Below are 19,609 nucleotides of genomic sequence, written 5' to 3' on the forward strand. Positions count from 1 at the left end.
GGATCGGCATCGCCGACCGCCATGAAGCTCGCGCCGTCGAATTCGTCCTTCCAGAAGGCGGCCGCCTTGAGGCTGACATCCACACCCTCCATCTCCGGTGAGATCGGCACGAGTTCGGGGAAACGCCGCGCACCCATCTTGTAATCGGGCGAGGGAAAGGGTGCGTCATAGGCGGCCTTTTCCGCATCGGTCATCTGCGGCGTCCCGCGCGCGATGAGTTCGCCGATCGGCAGGTCCGGCGTCGAGGCGGCGTAGTTTTTCCAGGCGATAAACCCGTCGCTCGGCGTCTTGCCGATGCCGAGGCCTGTGTTCATTACGATCAGCCGCGAGAAACGCGCGCGGAACTTTTCATCGACCGGCAGGGTCAGGCCGATCAGCCCGCCCCAATCCTGCACGACCAAAGTGATGTTCTTCAGGTCCAGCCGCTCGACCAGCGCCAGGATATAGTTGCGATGGAAATTGAAGCCGTAAGTGTCCGCCTCCGTCGGCTTGTCCGACCGGCCGAAGCCGAAGAAATCGGGCGCGACGACCCGGGCCCCGCTTTCGAGGAACACCGGGATCATCTTGCGATAGAGAAAGCTCCAGCTCGGCTCGCCGTGCAGACACAGGAACACCCGGTCCGCATCCGCCGGCCCCGCATCGACCCATGCCGCCCGCAGCCCTTCATAGCCCGGAAGATCGTCCACATAATGCACCGGATAATCGAAATCCGGCAGATTCTCGAAACGCTCGTCGGGCGTACGCAGGGCTGCGATGGTCATGGTCTTTCCTCTCGATCTTTGGCTGTGCGGCTATTGGTCTCCGACCGCACCGACCACGCCGGTCGGGAAGCCGCGCTTTCTGAGCAGCGCGTCGACATCGGGATCGCGGCCGCGGAATTCGCGATAGGCCTCGGCCCGGTCGGTCTCGTTACCGGTCGACAGCAGGGTTTCGCGGAAACGATCGGCAATCGTGCGATCCCAGACGTCGCCCGATTCCTCGAACGCTTCCCAGGTGTCCGCATCCATCGTTTCCGACCAGAGATAGCTGTAATAGCCGGCCGAATAGGCGTCCGAGGAGAACAGGTGATTGAACTGCGGCAGACGGTGCCGCATCACGATCTCGTCGGGCATGCCGATATCGGCGAGCGTTTCGCGTTCGAACGCATCGACATCCGTGATCGGTTCGGCGCGGTTATGCAGCCGCATATCGACGATCGCGCTCGCCAGATATTCGACGGTCGCGAAGCCCTGGTTGAAGGTGCTGCTCGCGTCGATCCGGTCGACAAGCTCCTGCGGCATCGGTTCGCCGGTTTCGACATGGCGGGCGAACTGGTTGAGGATCGGGCGGGTCAGCACCCAATTCTCCATCACCTGGCTCGGATATTCGACGAAATCGCGCGGCGTGTTGGCGAGCGACGGATAATAGACGTCCTGCAGCAGATAATGGATGCCGTGGCCGAATTCGTGGAACAGCGTCCGCGCATCGTCCAGGCTGATCAGCGCCGGTTCGCCCTCGGGCGGTTCGGTGAAATTGTTGTTGTTGGACGCGAGCACATTCTGCTCGCCGCCGAGCGTCTGCTGGCTGCGATAGGTCGTCATCCACGCGCCCGAACGCTTGCCCGTGCGCGCATAGGTGTCGAGATAGAAGACGCCGACATTGGATCCGTCGCGCGCATCGGTCACGACGAAGGTGCGGACATCCTCCTGGAAGACCGGAATTTCGCCGGTATTCTCGGTGAACCGCAGATCCCATAGCCGCTCGGCCATGTAGAACATGGCGTCGATCATATTCTCGAGCTGGAAATAGGGCCGGATCTCGGACTCATCGATGCTGTACTGCGCCTGGCGGACCTTTTCCGCGTAGAAGCGATAGTCCCAGGGCTCGATCGTGATGTCCGCGCCCTCGGCATCGGCAATCGCCTGCATATCGGCGACTTCCTGCTGCACGCGCGCTACCGCTGCCGGCCAGACACGCATCATCAGTTCGTTCGCATTTTCGGGCGTCTGGGCCATCGTGTCGGCCATGCGCCAATGGGCATGGGTTTCGAAACCGAGCAGTTCGGCCCGCTCGGCGCGGAGCGCGAGGATCTGCGCGATGATATCGTTCGTATCATTCGCATCGCCATTGTCGCCGCGATTGACGTACGCCCGCCAGACCTGTTCGCGCAGGTCGCGCCGCGTCGAATATTGCAGGAAGGGCTGCATGAAGGAGCGGGTGTTAACGATGGCCCAGCCCTCTTCGCCGCGCTCTTCGGCCGCGGCGCGCAGCGTAGCGATAAAGCTGTCGGAAAGGCCTGCGAGATCGTCCTCGCTGTCGAGCAGCACATAGGTTTCCTCGTCGGCGAGCACCTTGTTCGAAAACTCGCTGTAAAGCCCGGCCAGTTCGGTCGTGATTTCCGCCAGCCGCTCACGCTCGGCACCTTCGAGCAGCGCGCCATTGCGCTGCAGCTGCTCATAATCGCGTTCCACGAGGCGCAGCTGCTCGGCCGTCAGACCGGCATTTTCGCGGTTTTCGTAGACGGTACGGTAGCGCGCGACCAGCTCGGGCTGGAGATAGAGTTCCTGGTAGAAGGCTGCGAGGCGCGGAGACCATTCGCGCTGCACGGCTCGATATTCGTCATTGCTGACATTGCTGACGGCGACGCCGAACATCGCCTGCACATTGCCCATACGGTCCCCGACCAGTTCCATCGCCTCGTTGGTATTCGCGAAGGTCGGCGGTTCGGGATTGTCGATGATCGCCTGCACCTCGGCGCGCATCTCTTCCATCGCGGCTTCGAACGCACCGGGGAAATGCTCGGGCGCCATTTCGTCCCAGGGCGGCACGCCTTCATAGGGGCCGGTCCATTCGGCGAGCAGCGGATTTTCGGTTTCCGGCGCTTCGGCCGTCGCCGCGTGATCGTTCGCCATGGCGCTATCCTCAGCCAGGGGGGTGAAAGACGCGGCAAGTGCGAAACCACTGACCGCCGCAAAAAGCGCAACGCGCATCCTCGTTCTCCTAAAAAATGGACGGATCGCGGCTTTTGCGACCCGCCGATTGCGTTGGACGCTATCTAGGCAATATCGTGCCCGTTCGCAAAGTGCCGGTGGCAAAGATTTGCGCGGAGGAGCCACCGTTGCGCTCTCCGACGGCAAATCCGCGGAAAACAAGCCGAATCCCGTCTTAACCAAGCATCAAAGAGTTCATGGCTATATGCCCGGCGAACTGCATCGAGCCGGGAAGCTATGGCAACTCACAAACGCACGTCGGATAACGGACCGCAGCTCGCCCATCGCCGCGAAGGCGATGCGCGCGGCCCCGCGCATATGATCGAAGAGCGGCACGCGCCGGCCGGCGAGGTCCGCACCGCCCAGATCAACATCCTGTCCCGCTTCACGCTTTATTCCGGTGCGACGCAATCCATCTGCGCGGTCGTCTTCGTCATTCTTGAACGCCAGAGCCTCCCGCTCCTGCTGCTGCTCGGTTGGCTGGCACTGATTATCGCGGCAACCTACCTCTCCGCGCGCTGGCTGAACCGTTCCTCCATGATCCGGCGGAGCGATCAGCTGCCCGTATCGAAAATCCGGATCGCGGCCTTGGACAGTGCGATCCGAGCGGCCCTCTGGATATCGCTGCCCGTCTACGCGGCGGTCACGGGCGCACCGATCAACTACACATTCACCGGCGGCCTTGTCGCGATGATGATCGTCAGCGGGATTTCGGTCGCGGTGATACCTTCGGCCGTGGCCGTCTGGGTATCGACGCTCGCCATCGGCCTTGCCTTTGCCGGGCTATATGGCGTCGGCGCCGACGCGTTACCCGGCATCGCCATTCTGGCTGCCTTCGCAGCCGCGGCGATGGTCGGTTTTCTCCTGCTCGCCCGTTCGTGGCAGGGTCAGATCGATCGCGCCGGCGTATTGGCCGCCAAGCGCGCCGATATCCGTTACCTTCTCAAGGAATATGAAGACCGCGGGGCCGGATGGCTCTGGCAGGTCGACAGCCAATATTGCCTCACTTACGTGTCGCCGCGCATGGGCGAGCTGCTCGGCACGGCGACCTACCAGCTCTTGGGCAAGTCCCTGTCGAGCGCGCTCGGCGAAGGATCCGGCGTGGGCAAATTGCTCGCAAAACGGGAACGGTTCGAAAAATTCGAACTGGAGCTAAAAAGCGGGAAGGACCCGCGCTGGATAACGCTCTCGGGCAGCCCGGTCGTTTCGGACGACGGTGAATTCCAGGGATATCGCGGCGTCGGTCTCGACATTACGGACTCCAAGAGCTCGCATGCCAAGCTGCAGCATCTGGCCAATCTGGACGTGCTGACCGGCCTGCCGAACCGCTCGCGCGTGCGGACCCTGCTCGATACCGCGCTCGGCGATGCCAAGGAAAAGGGCGTGCCGTGCGCAATCATGTTCCTCGATCTCGACGGGTTCAAACCAGTCAATGACACATTCGGTCATCCGAAGGGCGATGCGGTGCTCAAGACCGTTGCCCGGCGGCTCAAGGATGTGGTCGGCAGCCGTGGCGCGGTAGGCCGGATCGGCGGCGACGAATTTGCCGTCGTCGTGGACGATGCGCAGAGCCGCGTCGGCGTCGAAGCGCTCGCCGAAAAGCTGATCGCGGCGGTCAGCGAACCCTATATGATCGACAATGTGCAGATCCGGATCGGTCTCAGCATCGGCTGCGCCTATGGACCGATCGACGGCGACACCGTCGACGATCTCGTCCGGAAGGCCGACCTCGCTCTCTATCATGCGAAATCGCTGGGCCGTGCGACCTTCTGCAATTTCGACCCGCAGATGCAGGTTGCTGCCGAGGAGCGCGTCAGGCTCGAGCATGACATGCGTCAGGCGATCGGCACCGAGCAGTTCCACCTGCTCTACCAGCCGTTGGTGTCCGCAGATACGCAGCGCGTGACCGGTTTCGAGGCGCTGCTGCGCTGGAACCATCCGACACGCGGGCCGATTTCGCCGGCCGTTTTCATCCCAATCGCGGAGGAAAGCGGGCTCGTCGACGAACTGGGCGCCTGGGTAATGCGCCAGGCCTGTATGGACGCCGCGACATGGCCCGAGGACATCACCGTCGCCGTCAACGTATCGCCGTCCCAGCTCGTGGTCCCGGCTTTACCGAATACGGTGTCGGACGCACTACGGAAATCGCGCCTTCAGGCTAACCGTCTTGAAATCGAAGTGACAGAATCGGTGTTCATGAGCGCCGCCGGTAATGCCGTGGACGTGCTCAAGCGCCTGCGCGGCCTCGGCGTCGGCATCGCGCTCGACGATTTCGGCACCGGCTATTCCTCGCTCGGCTATCTGAACAAGGCCGTCTTCCACAAGCTGAAGATCGACGGGAGTTTCGTGCGCGAAGCCGGAACGCGCGAAGAGACGGTGTCGATCATCCGCGCCATCGTCATGCTGGCCAACAGTTTCCGCCTCACGATTACCGCGGAAGGCGTTGAAACGGCGGAGGATTTCAACCGGATGCGCGATCTGGGCTGTCACCAGATCCAGGGGTATCTGTTCGGCCGTCCGATGCCGATCGAGCGTACCTTGGAAATAGTCGGCAGCAAGTGGGAGCATCGCCTGGTCGGCTGATCTGTGAAGAGAGAGGCACGATCGGCGAACGGCGCAAAAAACCAAGCTTTTCAGCCCAAACCGAATAATTCCTTAACCATATGCCCCTATCTGTTTGGGGGTATGGGAGAACGAGATGCCGACTGTCGGCTCTAAATTGCGGCATTTGGCGGCCTCGGAGAGTTCGCTCGCGCGCCAGGTTCGCGCTGCCCTTGTCAGCACGCTTTACACATCTCCCGGATCGCTCGCGATCGGCGCCATAGCGGGCAGCGTTACCGCAGCCTGCATCGCCTATGTCTCCGGCAGCCTCGCCCTCCTCATCTGCTCGATCGCGATCCATCTTGTCGGCGTTCTCCGCATCGCATCGGCGATCATCTATTTGCGCAGCGAACACGGCGATTCCGCGCGCGAACAGCTCTATTGGGAGCGCATCTATGAAGTCGGCGCCTGGCTCTATGCGTCGCTGCTCGGCGCCCAGGCCTTCCTGACACTGACCCAGAGTTCGGAGACGGTGCTGCTGCTCATGGCCACGATCATGGCGACCGGATACTCGGCGGGCGTCGCGGCCCGCAACGCCGGGCGGCCGATCATCGCGATCGGCCAGCTGTGCCTCGGAACCTTGCCGATGGCGCTCGGCCTGTTCGTGATGGGCACGCCGCTCAGCATCACGTTGGGCCTTTGCGTAATCATCTTCGTGTTCGGCATGGTCGATATCGGCCTGCAGATCTACGAAGTCGTATATTCGGCGCTGTCGGGTAAACAGGAGAAGAGCGAGGTCGCCGCGCGCTTCGAAAAGATGGCGCGCAGCGACATGCTCACAGGGCTCGACAACCGGCTCGCCATGCAGATGCGGCTCAGCGAACTGCTCGACACGGTCGAAGAGGAGCACGACGAGAAGCTGACCGTGATCTGGATGGATCTCGATCATTTCAAGACGATCAACGACACGCTCGGCCATCTCGCCGGCGACAAGGTGCTTATTGTGACCGCCCAGCGCGTGAAAGCCGTGCTCGGCAATCGCGGCTGGCTTGCGCGCTTCGGCGGCGACGAGTTCGTCATCATGGCGAGGGTCGCGAGCACCGAGGAAGCGCATCTTCTGGGCGTGGAGATTCTCGAATCCATCTCCCAACCGGTCAGCATCAACGAGAATACCGTCGAAGTCGCCGCATCGCTCGGCATCGCCGTCTCGCCCGATCACGGCCGCCAGAGCGAAATCATGCTCAAGAATGCCGATATCGCGCTCTACCACGCGAAAAACGAAGGCGGGAAGAGTGTGCGCCTGTTCGAGCCGTTCATGCACGAGGACTTCCTCATGCACCGCAAGATCGAGTCCGGTCTCAACGATGCGCTGGCCAACGGGGAATTCACGGTCCTGTTCCAGCCGATCATCGATCTGGAAACCGGCCGGACGAAGAGCTGCGAGGCGCTGTTGCGCTGGAACCATCCGGAATTGGGCGATGTCAGCCCGGCCGTCTTCATTCCGGTTGCCGAAAGCGCCGGCCTGATCGGCGAAATCACGCAATGGGTGATGCGCAAGGCCTGCGAGGCCGCGGCCGAATGGCCCGAAAACATCAACGTGTCGGTCAACATCTCGCCGGCGCTGTTGAAGCGTAACAACCTGCCCGTCACGATCATCGAAACGCTGGTCAACACCGGCATGGTCGCGCGGCGGCTCGAGCTCGAAATCACCGAGTCCGTGCTGCTCGACAAGAGCCCGCATACCAATTCGCTGCTGCGCCAGCTTCAGAAGATGGGATTGCGCCTCTGTCTCGACGATTTCGGCACCGGCTTCTCCTCGCTCACCTATCTGCGCAGCTGGGAGTTCGATACGATCAAGATCGACAAGTCGTTCATCCGCAATATCGCCAATAGCCCGACCGACCAGAAGATCATCGGCGCGGTCGTGCAGCTTGCGAAATCGCTCGACGTGGCGACGGTCGCCGAGGGCGTCGAAACCGAAGAGCAGCTCAAGCGGGTCCGCGACGCCGGATGCAGCCGTGTCCAGGGTTTCTATTATGCCCGCCCGATGACCGCTGCCCAGGCCAAGCAGCGCTTGGCGCACGAAGGCCTACCCAGCGACGACGACCGGAAGATCGCTAATCTGAGCTGATTTTGGCGGACAGCTTCGCCTGCGCGCGGACGAGCCTTTCCATGAGCCGCAAATCGCTCTCCTTGAGCTTGAGCGCCGTATCCGCCCAGATTTCGACGATCGCGTTCAGCTCTTCGAGCGACACCGGCCAGACTTCCCGGCTCGCCTTGAACACCGCGTGATTGCCGGCGTGGCGGCGGCTGTTCTGCCGGATATAGTCGCGCACGCCCTCTTCGCCCGCGCCATCCTCGACCAGATAATGGACCAGCCCGAGATCGTGCATCTCTTGGGCGCTGTAGGTCTTGCCGCTGAGGATCATCTCTTCAGCCTTCGCGAAACCCAACCGCCGGGCCAGTAACGCGTGCGCGCCCATACCCGGGAACAGGCCGAACGCGATTTCCGGCAAGCCGAACTTCGCGCCGCGTTCCGCGACGATGACGTTGAACGACATCAGTGCTTCGAATCCGCCGCCCAGCGCCTGTCCTTGCACCAGGCCGATCGTTACCATGGGCAGGTTGAGCCCGCGCATGTTGCGGAACAGGATATTGTTGCAGGCCCGGCCATAATCGACGAGCGATTGCCGGTCCTGATTGCGGATATATTTGGAAAACAGGCCAAGATCGCCGCCGAAATTCCATACGCCCGGGAAACGCGATCCGAGGATGAGGTAGCGCAGCTCTTCGTTGTCGCCGCCATAGAGCCGCGCGATCTCGTTCTGCCAGACGTCGAAATCGCGCAGCATCGGCAGATTGAAGCTTGGGCGCCCGTGCGGCGTCATATAGGTCCACAGCGCCTTGAGGTCGTCATCCCAGCTGACTTCGAGCTGGCCGAGATCGAAAAGCGGCGATGCCGGAACCTGCGGCAGATCGTCCGGGATCGGCTGATCAAGGAGCTTGTCGGCGAGTTCGCTGGACAGCGATTGACTGTCCGGTGTTCCGATCCTGCTCTGGTCCAACGCAAATCTCCGAACAAGGTGTATGGAATCTAAACATATTTAGTTACGTCGAGCAAACGATAATCGCCGTTTGTTTCAACCGTCTCTTTGCAAGACAGAAACTGCCGCCGCCTGGCACTATGGTTAACGCGTGGCCAGTGAAATGGGTCCCTGCACGAATTGTTAAGCTCTATGGGGCATCTCCGGTGCCATGGATCGCGCTCGCCTCCCGGACTTCGGCCAACGCGCCGCACCGCGCCGCCTGGCGCGTTTCCATCTTGCCGGCGGGCGATCCTTCACCTGCGCCATGAGCCGCGATTGCGAGCAGTTTATCGGCCGTTTTGCGCGACTTCCCGAGCTAAAGCACGCCGATCATGTTGTGCGCTTCGAAACGGTCGACACGGCGGATAGCACGCAAAGCTAAAACACGCCTTCCGGCCGCAAGGCTTATGCCGGATCGAATTGGAAACTAGATCGCACTGCTGAACCGCTGCTCCTGCGGCGCGCGATGCGCATCGAACAAGGCGGCGACAATCCGCGCATAGGGCCGGCCATCTTCGGTCAGGCGAATATGGTCGCCAACGGCATCCAGAAGACCGAACGCCCGCAAACGCGCGATATCCGCGTCCAGGCTGTCGCTCGTTTCGAGATGGCCGATATCGGCTGCACCCGTGCATAAAAGGCTTTCGATGACGGCCCCGCGCCGGCGATCCATGGCGTCGCGCATTGCGCCACGCTCCGCGGCCAGGCGATTGGCGCCGGCAACCAGACGATACTGTCCGCTGTTTTTCGCATTCTGCACGAGCCGGTCCGGGAAGCTGCTGATCGCGCTCGCCCCCATACCGATCAGCGCGACGCAATCATCGTCGGTAAACCCCTGGAAATTGCGCCGCATCCGGCCTTCGTCATGGGCCTTGGCGAGACTGTCGCCCGGCAGCGCGAAATGATCGAAGCCGAGCGGCTCATAGCCGGCGCCGACCAGCAGATCGAAGCCCAGCGCCGCCATGTCGAACCGTTCCCGCGCCGCGGGCATGTCGCTATCGTCGATCCGGCGCTGGCGCTTGATCATGGCTGGCAGATGCGCATAGCCGAACAGGGCGACCCTGTCCGGCCGCAGCGTCACCGCCTGTTCGAGCGTCTCCGCGAGCATCGCGCAATCCTGCCCCGGCAACCCGTACATCAGATCGAAATTGAGCGACGAGATACCGTGGCTGCGTAGCCCGTCGACTGCGCGCGCTATGTTGTCCGCTGGTTGTACCCGTCCGATCCGCGCCTGCAGCTCCGGATCAAAAGTCTGGACACCAAGGCTTGCATGGCTGAAGCCGGCGCGCCCCAGAACGGCCATCCACTCGTCCGTCAGGCTGCGCGGATCGAGCTCGGTCGACAGGCGCGCGTCGAAGGCATCAAACGCGATGAAGAGATGATCGAGCAGCCGGACGAAATCGACCGGATCGATGGCGTTCGGGCTGCCGCCGCCAAAGGCGATCTGCGTGATCGGGCGCCGGTTGCCGAGCCGTTCGGACACCGTCTCGATCTCGCAGTGCAGCGCATCGAGATAGGCGGCGAGCCGGTGGGCACGGTTGGCCGCGCCCGTATTGCAGCCGCAATACCAGCAGATCGTTTCGCAAAAAGGGATATGCGCATAGAGCGAAACGGCGGCCTCGGGGGCCAGGTCGTCAAAGCCCGCTTCGTGAAAGCTTTCATCGACCGGTCCGAACTCCGCGGCGGTCGGATAGCTCGTATAACGCGGCACGGGGCGATCGAGCAGCTCTGGTATGTAAGGCCACATGCCCCGCCACACAGCATGCCCGCTCGCCCGGCTCCTTGACCGGGATCAAGGTTTCGCTTGATCGCGATCAAAGCGCCATCGGGATCGCGCGCGCACAGCATCCGCACCGAAACAAGAAAAATGAAAGGTATCACCATGCGTGCGTTATCCCTCCTGCCCCTTCTCGCGACGGTTGCGATCCCGGCGCCGGCATTCGCCGAGGCTGGCGATGTGCTGCTACGCGTCCGGGCGGTCGTCGTCTCCCCGACCGAGAATTCCGGCTCGATCCTGCCGACATTCCCGGGCGAAGAGGTGGAGGTCAGCGACAGTTTCGCACCCGAAGTGGATATCACCTATATGGCGACCGACCATATCGGCTTCGAGCTGATCGCCGCGACAACCAAACATGATTTTGCCGGTACCTCCGGCACGACGGGCGGCATCGGCGAACTTGGCTCGACCTGGGTATTGCCGCCGACGCTCACCGTGCAATATCACATTACGCCCGAGGCATCGGTGCGGCCCTATATCGGCGCCGGCATCAACTATACGGCCTTTTATTCGGAAGATGCGTCGACCGGGCTCGAAACCGCGGTCGGGCCGACCTCCGTTTCCTTGAGCGATAGCTGGGGCTGGGCGCTGCAGGCGGGCGTCGATATCGATGTCAGCGAGAATGTCTTTCTGAACTTCGACGTCAAATATATCGACATCGACACGACGGCGACGCTGCGTAACGCCACCATCGGCACGCAGCAGGTCGATATCGACCTCGATCCGTTCGTATTCGGTATCGGAATCGGCTTCCGCCTCTAGGGCGGATCATCGCTTCGGCGGGTCGCACCCCTTAGCGGCCCGCCGGTTCTTTTATCAGCTTATGAGCTAGACGCGCTCGGCTTCGGCTTCGAGCGCGGGGCGGTTTACAATCTCGATCGTACGCCGGTCGGGCGTCAGGATCAGCCCGGCATCGCGCAAACGACTGAGTTGGCGGCTCACCGTTTCGATCGTCAGGCCCAGAATATCGGCCGTCTGCTGGCGCGAGAGCGGCAGCTCGAAGCGGTCCGCCGGGCCGTCCGGGCCTTCGCACGCCTTCCCACCCAGCCGCTTGGACATTTCGAGCAAGAAAGAGGCCACACGTTCGGCCGCGCTCTTACGGCCCAGCAACAGCATCCATTCGCGCGCCCGGTCCAGTTCGCCGAGCGTGCGTTCGAGCAGCTCGTGCTCAAGGCCCGGATGCTGTTTGGCGAAGGCATCGAAGCTCGTGCGCGTGAAGACGCAAAGCTCGGAATCGGTCAGTGCCGTCACGGAGTTGGCGCTGCTCGCCCCGAACGGACGGCCGATAAATTCGGACGGAAAGGTGATCCCGACGATCAGCTCGCGGCCATCGCCGGTGGCGGTCGTCAACTTCAGCATCCCATCGATCACGTTGGCGACTATCGGCGCGTCGTCGCCTTCCCAGATGACGGTTTCGCCCCGGCGCACCTTCTTGCGGCGGCCGATACGATTGAGGTCGGAAAGCGCGTCCGCTTCAAGAACGGAGCAGATCGCACGGTTGCGCACGAGGCATGTATCGCAGCTAGACATCCGGCCGGATTAACCGAAGAAATCGCTCAGGTCAGCAATTTTCGGTATCCGCGTCGCGGAGAGCTCAGACGACGGCCCCTCGCCCATCGCCTTTCTTGAGCGTGTCGATGGTCTTGCGGCACAGCGCGGCATGGCAGGCCTCGGCACAATCGCGGCGTTCCTGCTGCCGGTCTTCGGTGTCCAGTTCGATGGCAATACGCATGCCCGGGCGCCCGCAGACCTCGGTCCACAACACCGCGCCCGGCGCGCTCGGCTGCGCGATGCCACTGCCCGCCAGCCCGATCAGCGCGCCCGCAATCAGAGTAGATGCGAGCGGCTTCACGCCTCGTCCTCCTCGTCGGTCAGGATACGGGCCGCGGCGCCGTCCGGGTCATCGAACTGGTCGTCGGAAAGCGCCCAGAAAAAGGCTGCCAGCCCCGCAAGTCCGAGCCCGATCGCCACCGGGATGAGGATCGCGAGGCCGGTCACCGCGCGCGCCTCAGCCGTAGCGAATTGCCGATGACGATCAGCGAGGAGAGCGACATGGCGACCGCGGCCACGAGCGGCGTCACGAAACCCGCAATGGCGAGCGGCACGGCGAGCACGTTATAGAGGATCGCGAGCCCGAAATTCTGCCGGACGATGGCCATGGTGCGCCGGGCGACGCGCACGGCCTGCGGCAGCGGCGCGAGGCTGTCGCCGAGAAAGACGAGATCCGCCGCATTCTGCCCGACATCGCTGGCCGAGCCCGGCGCCATCGAGACATGCGCGGCTGAGAGCGCCGGTCCGTCGTTCAGACCGTCGCCGACCATCAGCACATGATTGCCCGCGCGGCCGAGCCGTTCGAGCGCTTCGCATTTATCGTCCGGCCGCGCGGAGGCCTGGGCGGTAAGCCCGAGCGTTTTCGCCACCGGGCGGATGGCCTCGGCCGTGTCGCCCGACAGGATCGATCCCGGCAGGCCGAGTCCTTCCATCGCGCCGACCATCTGCGCGGCCTCGGGTCGCAGGGAATCGCGGAATGTGACCGTGACAGTTTGCGCCACACCCGTATTGAGCGCCACCGATGGCGTCGATTGGGCCATATCGGGCCGCGCCAACGAGACCGGCTGCCCGCTATAGCGCGCGAAAACGCCTTGCCCGGCCCGCTCCTCGGCGGCCTCGATCTCGGCGGCGCGAACGCCCTCTTCCTCCAGCGCCCGCCGCAAGGCCGACGCCAGCGGATGGCGGGAGACGCGCGCGAGCGCCAGTGCGATGCGCTTCTGCTCCGCATCCAGATCGCCCAGATTTTCGGGGACCGGCCGGTCGAGCGTCAGCGTGCCCGTCTTGTCGAACACGACGCGGTCGGCCTCGGCCAGCCGCTCGAGCGCCGACTCATGTTTGACGAGGATGCCGCGCTTCATCAGCGCGCCCGTCGCCACGACCTGCGCGACGGGTACGGCAAGGCCGAGCGCGCACGGACAGGTGATGATCAGAACCGCGACCGATATCAGCATCGCCTGGTGCCAGTCCGCGCCTGCGATCATCCAGCCGACAAAGGTCAGCGCCGCCAGCGCATGGACGACCGGCGCATAGAGCCGGGCGCCGCGATCGGCGATGCGGACATAACGGGACTTGCTCTGCCCCGCCGTCGCCATGAGCCGGCTGATATCGGCGAGCGCCGTTTCGTCCGCCGCCGCCGTCACTTCGACCGTGATAGGCGCGCCCATATTGAGCGTTCCGGCGAAGACCTTTTCTCCGGGTACGACCGGTTGCGGTGCGCTTTCGCCGGTCAGCAGCGAAGCGTCGATGGCACTCTCGCCACGCACGATGACGCCGTCCGCGGCCAACCGCTCGCCAGCGGCCAACTGCATGACCATACCCGGCTCGAGCTCTGCCGATTTGCGCCAGCGGCTCGCGCCATCCGCATCAATGACAAGCGCCCCAGGCGCGGACTGACGGGCAAGCGCCGACACGCCGTCGCCGACCTTGCGGCGCATCATCGCGTCGAGCGCGCGGCCCGCGAGCAGGAAGAAGAGCAGCATCAGCGCGCTCTCGAAATAGGCATGCTCGCCGCCGACGATCGTCTCGTGCAGGCTCATCGCCGCCGTGATCGTGACGCCTATCGCGATCGGCACGTCCATATTGGTGCGGCCATGGCGCAGCGCGCTCCAGGCCGAGCGATAGAAAGGCCGGCCGGCATAGACGATGGCCGGCAAGGCGATCAGCGCCGAAATCCAGTGAAACAGCTCCCGCGTCGCGCCATCCGCGCCGGACCAGACACTGACCGAGAGCAGCATGACGTTCATCGCGGCAAAACCGGCCACGGCGAGCGCGCGCAGCAACTCGCGCATCGCGTCCGTTTCGTCCTGCGCCGCATCCCCGTCGGCGATCAGCGTCGGCTCGAACCCCAGCGCGCGGATCGCTTCACCGAGATCGGCGTCCGTAATCTCCGGATCATGCGCGATCGAGACCTGTTTGCTCGTAAAATTTACCCGCGCCGCATGGACGCCCGTGCGCGCGTTCAGGCCATGCTCGATCTTCGAGATGCAGCCCGCACACCGCATGCCGGGCACCGCGAAGCGGCTTTCGGCGGCCACTATGGCCGTGCCCGGTGTGAACGGTCCGTTCATGAGAGGTCGAACAGCACGCGCTTGCGGTTGTCGCCTTGCGCGATTTCGATCCGCAGGACCCAGCGGCCAGAATCGAGCGATTGATCGCTGACGTAAACGCCGGGTTCGGTCTCGACGAAGTCGAGCGTGACCGGCTCCATACGCGCGATCGGATGCTCGGCGGTGGCGGTGATCGTCCCGCCGGCAAGCGCGCCGTCCGGCGTCGTCACTTGCAGGCGCACCTGTTCGCCCGCGCGCGACACGGTCTCGGTCCATTGCAGATCGTCCTGGCGGCGCGCAGCTTCCAGCCAGTCGTTGAACCGCTGGCTGGCGACATAGCTGTTGTCCACGACCGTGCCGCCAAAGCCCCGCGTCGCAAACGTCGCCATGGTGAAATTGACCGCCGCGATCACGCCGAAAAAGCAGACGAGGATCGCCGTCATGTGCCAGCCGCTGAATCGTTTCGTCATCATTCTTCTCCCGGGCGCGCGAACCGCGCCGCTTCGTAAGCCGTTTCCGCCTCTTCACCCTCGCCGGCACTGACCGAGAAACCGAAATCTTCGGCGGCCGGACCGTCGGATGGCGCGGCAACGAATATACGGGTGTTGAGCAGCTGATCGGCGGGAACGTTGATCGTGAAGCTGCGCAGGGCCTGATCGCGATTGCCGGACCCGGCCCACATCACGCCGCCGTCCAGCCCATCGAGCGTAAGCGTCATCTCGCGCGGCCGGTTTTCCATGTTCCGGACGCGGACGTCGAAACTGTTGCGGATGTCGCCGTCGGACAGCTGCACGAAGGTCGGGTTGCGTTCCTGGATCGCGTTGATCGTCAGCCGGTCGCGCGTGCCCACGGCGAACAGCATCGCAAGGCCGATTCCGGCCCAGAGCGCGAAATAGATCATCGTGCGCGGCCGGAAGATCGAGCGCAGCGCGCCCGGCACTTCCTCGCCCCTCTGCTCCTTCTCCGCGCCTTCGAGCGTCACATAGTCGATCAGCCCGCGCGGCCGGCCGACCTGATCCATCACGCGATCGCAGGCATCGATGCACAGCGCGCAAGTGATGCAGCCGATCTGCGGCCCTTCGCGGATATCGATGCCGGTCGGGCAGACCTGCACGCATTGCATGCAATCGATACAGTCGCCGAACGCGCCGGGGTTCTTTTCCGCCTTCTTCACGCTGCCGCGCGGTTCGCCGCGCCAGTCCTTGTAAGTGACGGTCAGCGAATTCTCGTCCATCATCGCCGCCTGGATGCGCGGCCAGGGGCACATATAGATGCACACCTGCTCGCGCATGAACCCGCCTAGCGCCACGGTGGTGAAGGTAAGAATCGCGACCGCGATATAGGCGGCGGGCGCCGCCTCGCCGGCCCAGAAATCGCGCACGAGCGTCGGCGCATCGGCGAAATACATGATCCACGCACCACCGGTCCAGAAACCGATGACGAGGTAGATCGTCCATTTGAGCGCGCGCCGTGAAAGCTTGCCCCATGTCCAGGGCGCAGCGTCGAGGCGCATCCGCGCATTGCGATCCCCATCGACGAAGCGATCGACATGCTGGAACAGATCGGTCCAGACGGTCTGCGGACAGGTATAGCCGCACCAGGCCCGGCCGACCGCACTGGTGATCACAAACAGCCCGATCCCGGCCATGATGAGCAGGCCGGCCACATAGTAGAATTCGTGCGGCCAGATCTCGATACCGAACATGTAGAAACGGCGATTGGCGAGATCGACCAGCACCGCCTGGTCGGGCGCATAGGGCCCGCGATCCCAACGGATCCACGGAGTGCCGTAATAGATCCCCAGCGTCACCGCCATCACCAGCCATTTGAAGCGGCGGAACGGGCCGTCGATCCGCTTGTTATGGACCGCCTTGCGCGCCTCGTAGAGCTTTGGGGGCCCGTCCGGAGGTATGGGTTCAGCCCGGTTCATCGCTCTCCGCCTCGGCGAGTTCTTCGCCTTCGGGCTCTGCAGGCGGCAGTTCGCCGCCGCCGAGATTCCAGACATAGGCCGTCAGCATCCGGATCGTCACCGGATCGAGCCGATGGCCCCAGCGCGGCATCACACCGTAGCGGCTGTTCGCCACCGTATCGGTGATCGATGCACGGTCTTCGCCATAGAGCCAGATATTGTCGCGCAGATTGGGCGCGCCCTGCGTCTGGTCGCCAGCGCCATTCTCGCCATGGCAGACGGCGCAATTGGCCGTGTAGAGTTCCGAACCCCGGGCCGACGCGGCGCTCGCGTCCTCGTCTCCGCTCAGCGTGCGGACAAAGGAAACGACGTCGCTGATCTGCGCGTCGGTGAGAATGCCGTCGGCGCCGAAGGCCGGCATCTGCGAAATCCGCGTTTCGATATGATCGGGATTCCGGATGCCATGGATCAGCGTATATTCGATGCCTTCCATCGTGCCGTCCCACAGCCAGTCGTCATCGTTGAGGTTGGGATAGCCTTCGCTGCCGGCCGCACCGGACCCGTGGCACTGCACGCAGTGTACGACATAGGCCGAGCGCCCGCCGTTCACGGCGGTCTGCATGAGCTGTTCGTTCTGCGGCAACTCGTTGATATCGATATTGGCGATCGCCTCTCGCAGCGGGGCGCGTTCGGCTTCCACTTCGGCTAGGTCTTCCGCCAGCGCGGCGCGGCTCGACCAGCCGAGCACGCCTTCGGTCGCGCTGTTGATCAGCGGCCAGGCCGGATAGGCGACGGTATAGGCAAGGCCCCAGACGACGGTCGCCCAGAAGATGATCGACCACCAGCGCGGCAACGGCGTATCGAGTTCCTCGATGCCGTCCCATTCATGGCCGACAAATTCGGTGCCGGTGGGCTCGTCGACGCGCTTGCCGTTTTCGTTGTTAGGTTCTGTGCTCATAGTCCGCACCGTTGCTGTTGGGTGGAGGGGCTCAAGATGCAAGCCGGCTGGGCGATGGACATGCCAGCATATTCAAGCCCGGCTGGCGCCGTCAGGTTGAGCCCCTCCACCCAACCCTTTAGGGCGCGACGAATTTTGCCGCTGGCGGCGTCAGAAAGGCTTGAATATGCCGGCATGTCCTGCGCCTTTCTTCCTAGCCCGCGACAAAATTCCCCCGCGCAGAAACGGCGCGGACTATGAGTACAGAACCTAATCTCGGCCATCATTCTCACTTTCATCGAAAATCATGTTGGCGGCATCGTCATGGTGTTTCTTTGAGCCGGGCCGGAAGACCCACAGCACGAAGCTCGCCCACAATATGACCATGAACAGCAGGCCCCAGCTGTCGGCGAACTGGCGGAAGGCTTCGTAGGTCATCGCGGTTCCTCCAGCGCCTCGGCGGATTCGAAGTCGACGAGCGTGCCGAGCATCTGCAGATAGGCGACGAGCGCATCCATCTCGGTCACCCGGGTCGGATCGCCGTCGAAATCGCGGATCTGCACGTCGCCATAGCGCTCGCGGATGCCGCTCGCGTCGGCGAAGATATCCACCTGCACGGCGAAATCGGCTTCCGCATTCTCGATCATCGCGTCGTCATAAGGGACGCCCAGCGCGCGCAACGCCTGGAGGTCCGCCCCGATATTCGCGCCGTCGAGTTCGCGATCGGCGAGGAAGGCATAGGGCGGCATGATCGATTCCGGCACGACCGAGCGCGGGTCGATCAGATGCTGGACATGCCATTCGTCCGAATAACGACCGCCGACCCGGGCCAGATCGGGGCCCGTTCTCTTGGAGCCCCATTGGAACGGGTGATCGTACATGCTCTCGGCCGCCAGGCTGTAATGGCCGTAGCGCTCCACTTCGTCGCGGAACGGCCGGACCATCTGCGAATGGCAGACATAGCAGCCTTCGCGGATATAGACGTTGCGGCCCGCGAGCTCGAGCGGCGTATAGGGCCGCACGCCTTCCACTTCCTCGACGGTGGAGTCGATGTAGAAGAGCGGTGCGATCTCCACGATGCCGCCGATCGCGACGGCGATCAGCGAGAACACCGACAGCAGCGTTACGTTGCGCTCGATTTTCTTATGGTCGAAAATTCGGGATGCCATTGTCGCGTCCTTTATTCGGCGGGAACGGTGGTCGGAGTGGTGATGGGACGATCCTTTTCGGGATCGTAAGCCGCATCGCTCATCGGCTTCTCGTCACGCATCTTGCCGGCAATGGTCTGCCACACATTGTAGACCATGACGGCGGCACCGGCGAGGTAGAGGGCCCCGCCCGCGGCGCGGATCAGATACATGGGATGCATGGCGCTGGTGACTTCCGAGAAGGCGTAGACCAGATAGCCATCGGCCCCATATTCGCGCCACATGAGGCCCTGCATGATACCCGCGACCCACATCGAGGCGGCGTAGAGCACGATGCCGACGGTCGAGAGCCAGAAGTGCCAGTTGACCATGCGTAGAGAGTAAAGCCTTTCGCGCGCCCAGAGCCGCGGGACGAGGAAGTAGATCGCCGCGAAGGTGATCATGCCGTTCCAGCCCAGCGCGCCCGAATGGACATGGCCGATCGTCCAGTCCGTATAGTGCGAGAGCGAGTTCACCGCGCGGATCGACATCATCGGCCCCTCGAAGGTGCTCATCCCGTAAAAGGCGAGCGCCATGACCATCATGCGGATGATCGGATCGGTGCGGATCTTGTCCCAGGCGCCATTCAGCGTCATCAGGCCGTTGATCATGCCGCCCCAGCTCGGCATCCACAGCATCACCGAGAACACCATGCCGAGCGTCTGCGCCCAGTCGGGCAGCGCGGTATAATGGAGGTGGTGCGGACCCGCCCAGATATAGAGGAAGATCAGCGACCAGAAGTGGATGATCGACAGCCGGTAGCTGTAGACCGGGCGTTCGGCCTGTTTCGGCACGAAATAGTACATCATGGCGAGGAAGCCGGCGGTCAGGAAAAATCCGACCGCGTTATGTCCGTACCACCACTGGGTCAGCGCGTCCTGCACGCCGGCAAAGGCCGGATAGCTTTTCGAGCCGAAAATGCTGACCGGGATCGCCAAATTGTTGACGATATGCAGCATCGCGATCGTGATGATGAAGGCGAGGAAGAACCAGTTCGCCACATAGATATGCGGCTCCTTGCGCTTCGCGATCGTGCCGATGAAGACCGCCGCATAGGCGACCCAGACGATGGTGAGCCAGAGGTCCACATACCATTCGGGCTCGGC

General features: G+C 63.2%; 17 protein-coding genes. 3 read left to right on the forward strand and 14 right to left on the reverse strand.

Going from position 1 to position 19,609, the window contains the following annotated elements; translation table 11 throughout:
- On the reverse strand, window positions 1-761 hold a 761-nt coding region (locus ACTS1Z_RS08800; protein ID WP_442624081.1), incomplete at its 3' end, for a haloalkane dehalogenase.
- 30 nt (window positions 762-791) lie between these two features.
- A complete protein-coding gene (locus ACTS1Z_RS08805) occupies window positions 792-2,969 on the reverse strand; it encodes a M3 family metallopeptidase (RefSeq protein WP_442624082.1) in 2,178 nt (725 codons plus the stop codon).
- A gap of 237 nt (window positions 2,970-3,206) precedes the next feature.
- Here ACTS1Z_RS08805 and ACTS1Z_RS08810 point away from each other — a divergent pair, with 237 nt between their 5' ends.
- Window positions 3,207-5,552 carry a putative bifunctional diguanylate cyclase/phosphodiesterase gene (locus ACTS1Z_RS08810; protein WP_442624083.1) on the forward strand — a complete coding sequence of 782 codons (2,346 nt, stop codon included), beginning with the start codon at window positions 3,207-3,209 and terminating at the stop codon, window positions 5,550-5,552.
- A gap of 115 nt (window positions 5,553-5,667) precedes the next feature.
- Window positions 5,668-7,641 (forward strand): putative bifunctional diguanylate cyclase/phosphodiesterase, encoded by a 1,974-nt coding sequence (locus ACTS1Z_RS08815; protein ID WP_442624084.1) that lies wholly within the window; start codon window positions 5,668-5,670, stop codon window positions 7,639-7,641.
- Here ACTS1Z_RS08815 and ACTS1Z_RS08820 read toward each other — a convergent pair.
- Window positions 7,628-8,575: a crotonase/enoyl-CoA hydratase family protein gene (locus ACTS1Z_RS08820; protein WP_442624085.1), complete on the reverse strand. Its 948-nt coding sequence runs from the start codon at window positions 8,573-8,575 to the stop codon at window positions 7,628-7,630. The genes ACTS1Z_RS08815 and ACTS1Z_RS08820 overlap by 14 nt on opposite strands.
- Window positions 8,576-9,023: 448 nt before the next feature.
- Complete coding sequence (hemN, locus tag ACTS1Z_RS08825; protein ID WP_442624086.1) at window positions 9,024-10,343, reverse strand: oxygen-independent coproporphyrinogen III oxidase; 1,320 nt, start codon at window positions 10,341-10,343, stop codon at window positions 9,024-9,026.
- Window positions 10,344-10,478: 135 nt separating this feature from the next.
- On the opposite strand from hemN, the gene ACTS1Z_RS08830 reads away from it, so the two are divergent.
- Entirely contained in the window at window positions 10,479-11,135 is a 657-nt protein-coding gene (locus ACTS1Z_RS08830) for an OmpW/AlkL family protein (RefSeq protein WP_442624087.1), read from the forward strand.
- A gap of 66 nt (window positions 11,136-11,201) precedes the next feature.
- On the opposite strand, the gene ACTS1Z_RS08835 is transcribed toward ACTS1Z_RS08830, so the two are convergent.
- From ACTS1Z_RS08835 to ccoN, 10 genes are all read right to left on the reverse strand, one after another.
- A complete protein-coding gene (locus ACTS1Z_RS08835; protein ID WP_442624088.1) occupies window positions 11,202-11,903 on the reverse strand; it encodes a Crp/Fnr family transcriptional regulator in 702 nt (233 codons plus the stop codon).
- Window positions 11,904-11,967: 64 nt separating this feature from the next.
- Window positions 11,968-12,225, reverse strand: a complete 258-nt coding sequence (locus tag ACTS1Z_RS08840; RefSeq protein WP_442624089.1) for a hypothetical protein — start codon at window positions 12,223-12,225, stop codon at window positions 11,968-11,970.
- Entirely contained in the window at window positions 12,222-12,371 is a 150-nt protein-coding gene (ccoS, locus tag ACTS1Z_RS08845; protein WP_442624090.1) for a cbb3-type cytochrome oxidase assembly protein CcoS, read from the reverse strand. The genes ACTS1Z_RS08840 and ccoS overlap by 4 nt, the downstream gene beginning before the upstream one ends.
- On the reverse strand, window positions 12,368-14,491 hold the full coding sequence (locus tag ACTS1Z_RS08850) for a heavy metal translocating P-type ATPase (RefSeq protein WP_442624091.1): 2,124 nt from the start codon (window positions 14,489-14,491) through the stop codon (window positions 12,368-12,370). Before ACTS1Z_RS08850 ends, ccoS begins: the two co-directional genes overlap by 4 nt.
- A complete protein-coding gene (locus ACTS1Z_RS08855; RefSeq protein WP_442624092.1) occupies window positions 14,488-14,940 on the reverse strand; it encodes a FixH family protein in 453 nt (150 codons plus the stop codon). The genes ACTS1Z_RS08850 and ACTS1Z_RS08855 overlap by 4 nt, the downstream gene beginning before the upstream one ends.
- Window positions 14,940-16,400 (reverse strand): cytochrome c oxidase accessory protein CcoG, encoded by a 1,461-nt coding sequence (ccoG, locus tag ACTS1Z_RS08860; RefSeq protein ID WP_442624093.1) that lies wholly within the window; start codon window positions 16,398-16,400, stop codon window positions 14,940-14,942. The genes ACTS1Z_RS08855 and ccoG overlap by 1 nt, the downstream gene beginning before the upstream one ends.
- Window positions 16,387-17,337 (reverse strand): cytochrome-c oxidase, cbb3-type subunit III, encoded by a 951-nt coding sequence (gene ccoP, locus ACTS1Z_RS08865; RefSeq protein WP_442624094.1) that lies wholly within the window; start codon window positions 17,335-17,337, stop codon window positions 16,387-16,389. Before ccoP ends, ccoG begins: the two co-directional genes overlap by 14 nt.
- A 249-nt stretch (window positions 17,338-17,586) precedes the next feature.
- Window positions 17,587-17,754: a cbb3-type cytochrome c oxidase subunit 3 gene (locus ACTS1Z_RS08870; RefSeq protein ID WP_442624095.1), complete on the reverse strand. Its 168-nt coding sequence runs from the start codon at window positions 17,752-17,754 to the stop codon at window positions 17,587-17,589.
- Window positions 17,751-18,485: a cytochrome-c oxidase, cbb3-type subunit II gene (ccoO, locus tag ACTS1Z_RS08875; protein WP_442624096.1), complete on the reverse strand. Its 735-nt coding sequence runs from the start codon at window positions 18,483-18,485 to the stop codon at window positions 17,751-17,753. The genes ACTS1Z_RS08870 and ccoO overlap by 4 nt, the downstream gene beginning before the upstream one ends.
- An 11-nt stretch (window positions 18,486-18,496) precedes the next feature.
- On the reverse strand, window positions 18,497-19,609 hold a 1,113-nt coding region (gene ccoN / locus ACTS1Z_RS08880; protein WP_442624097.1), incomplete at its 5' end, for a cytochrome-c oxidase, cbb3-type subunit I.

The organism is Parasphingopyxis sp., from assembly GCF_052168295.1.
Classification (GTDB): Bacteria; Pseudomonadota; Alphaproteobacteria; order Sphingomonadales; family Sphingomonadaceae; genus Parasphingopyxis.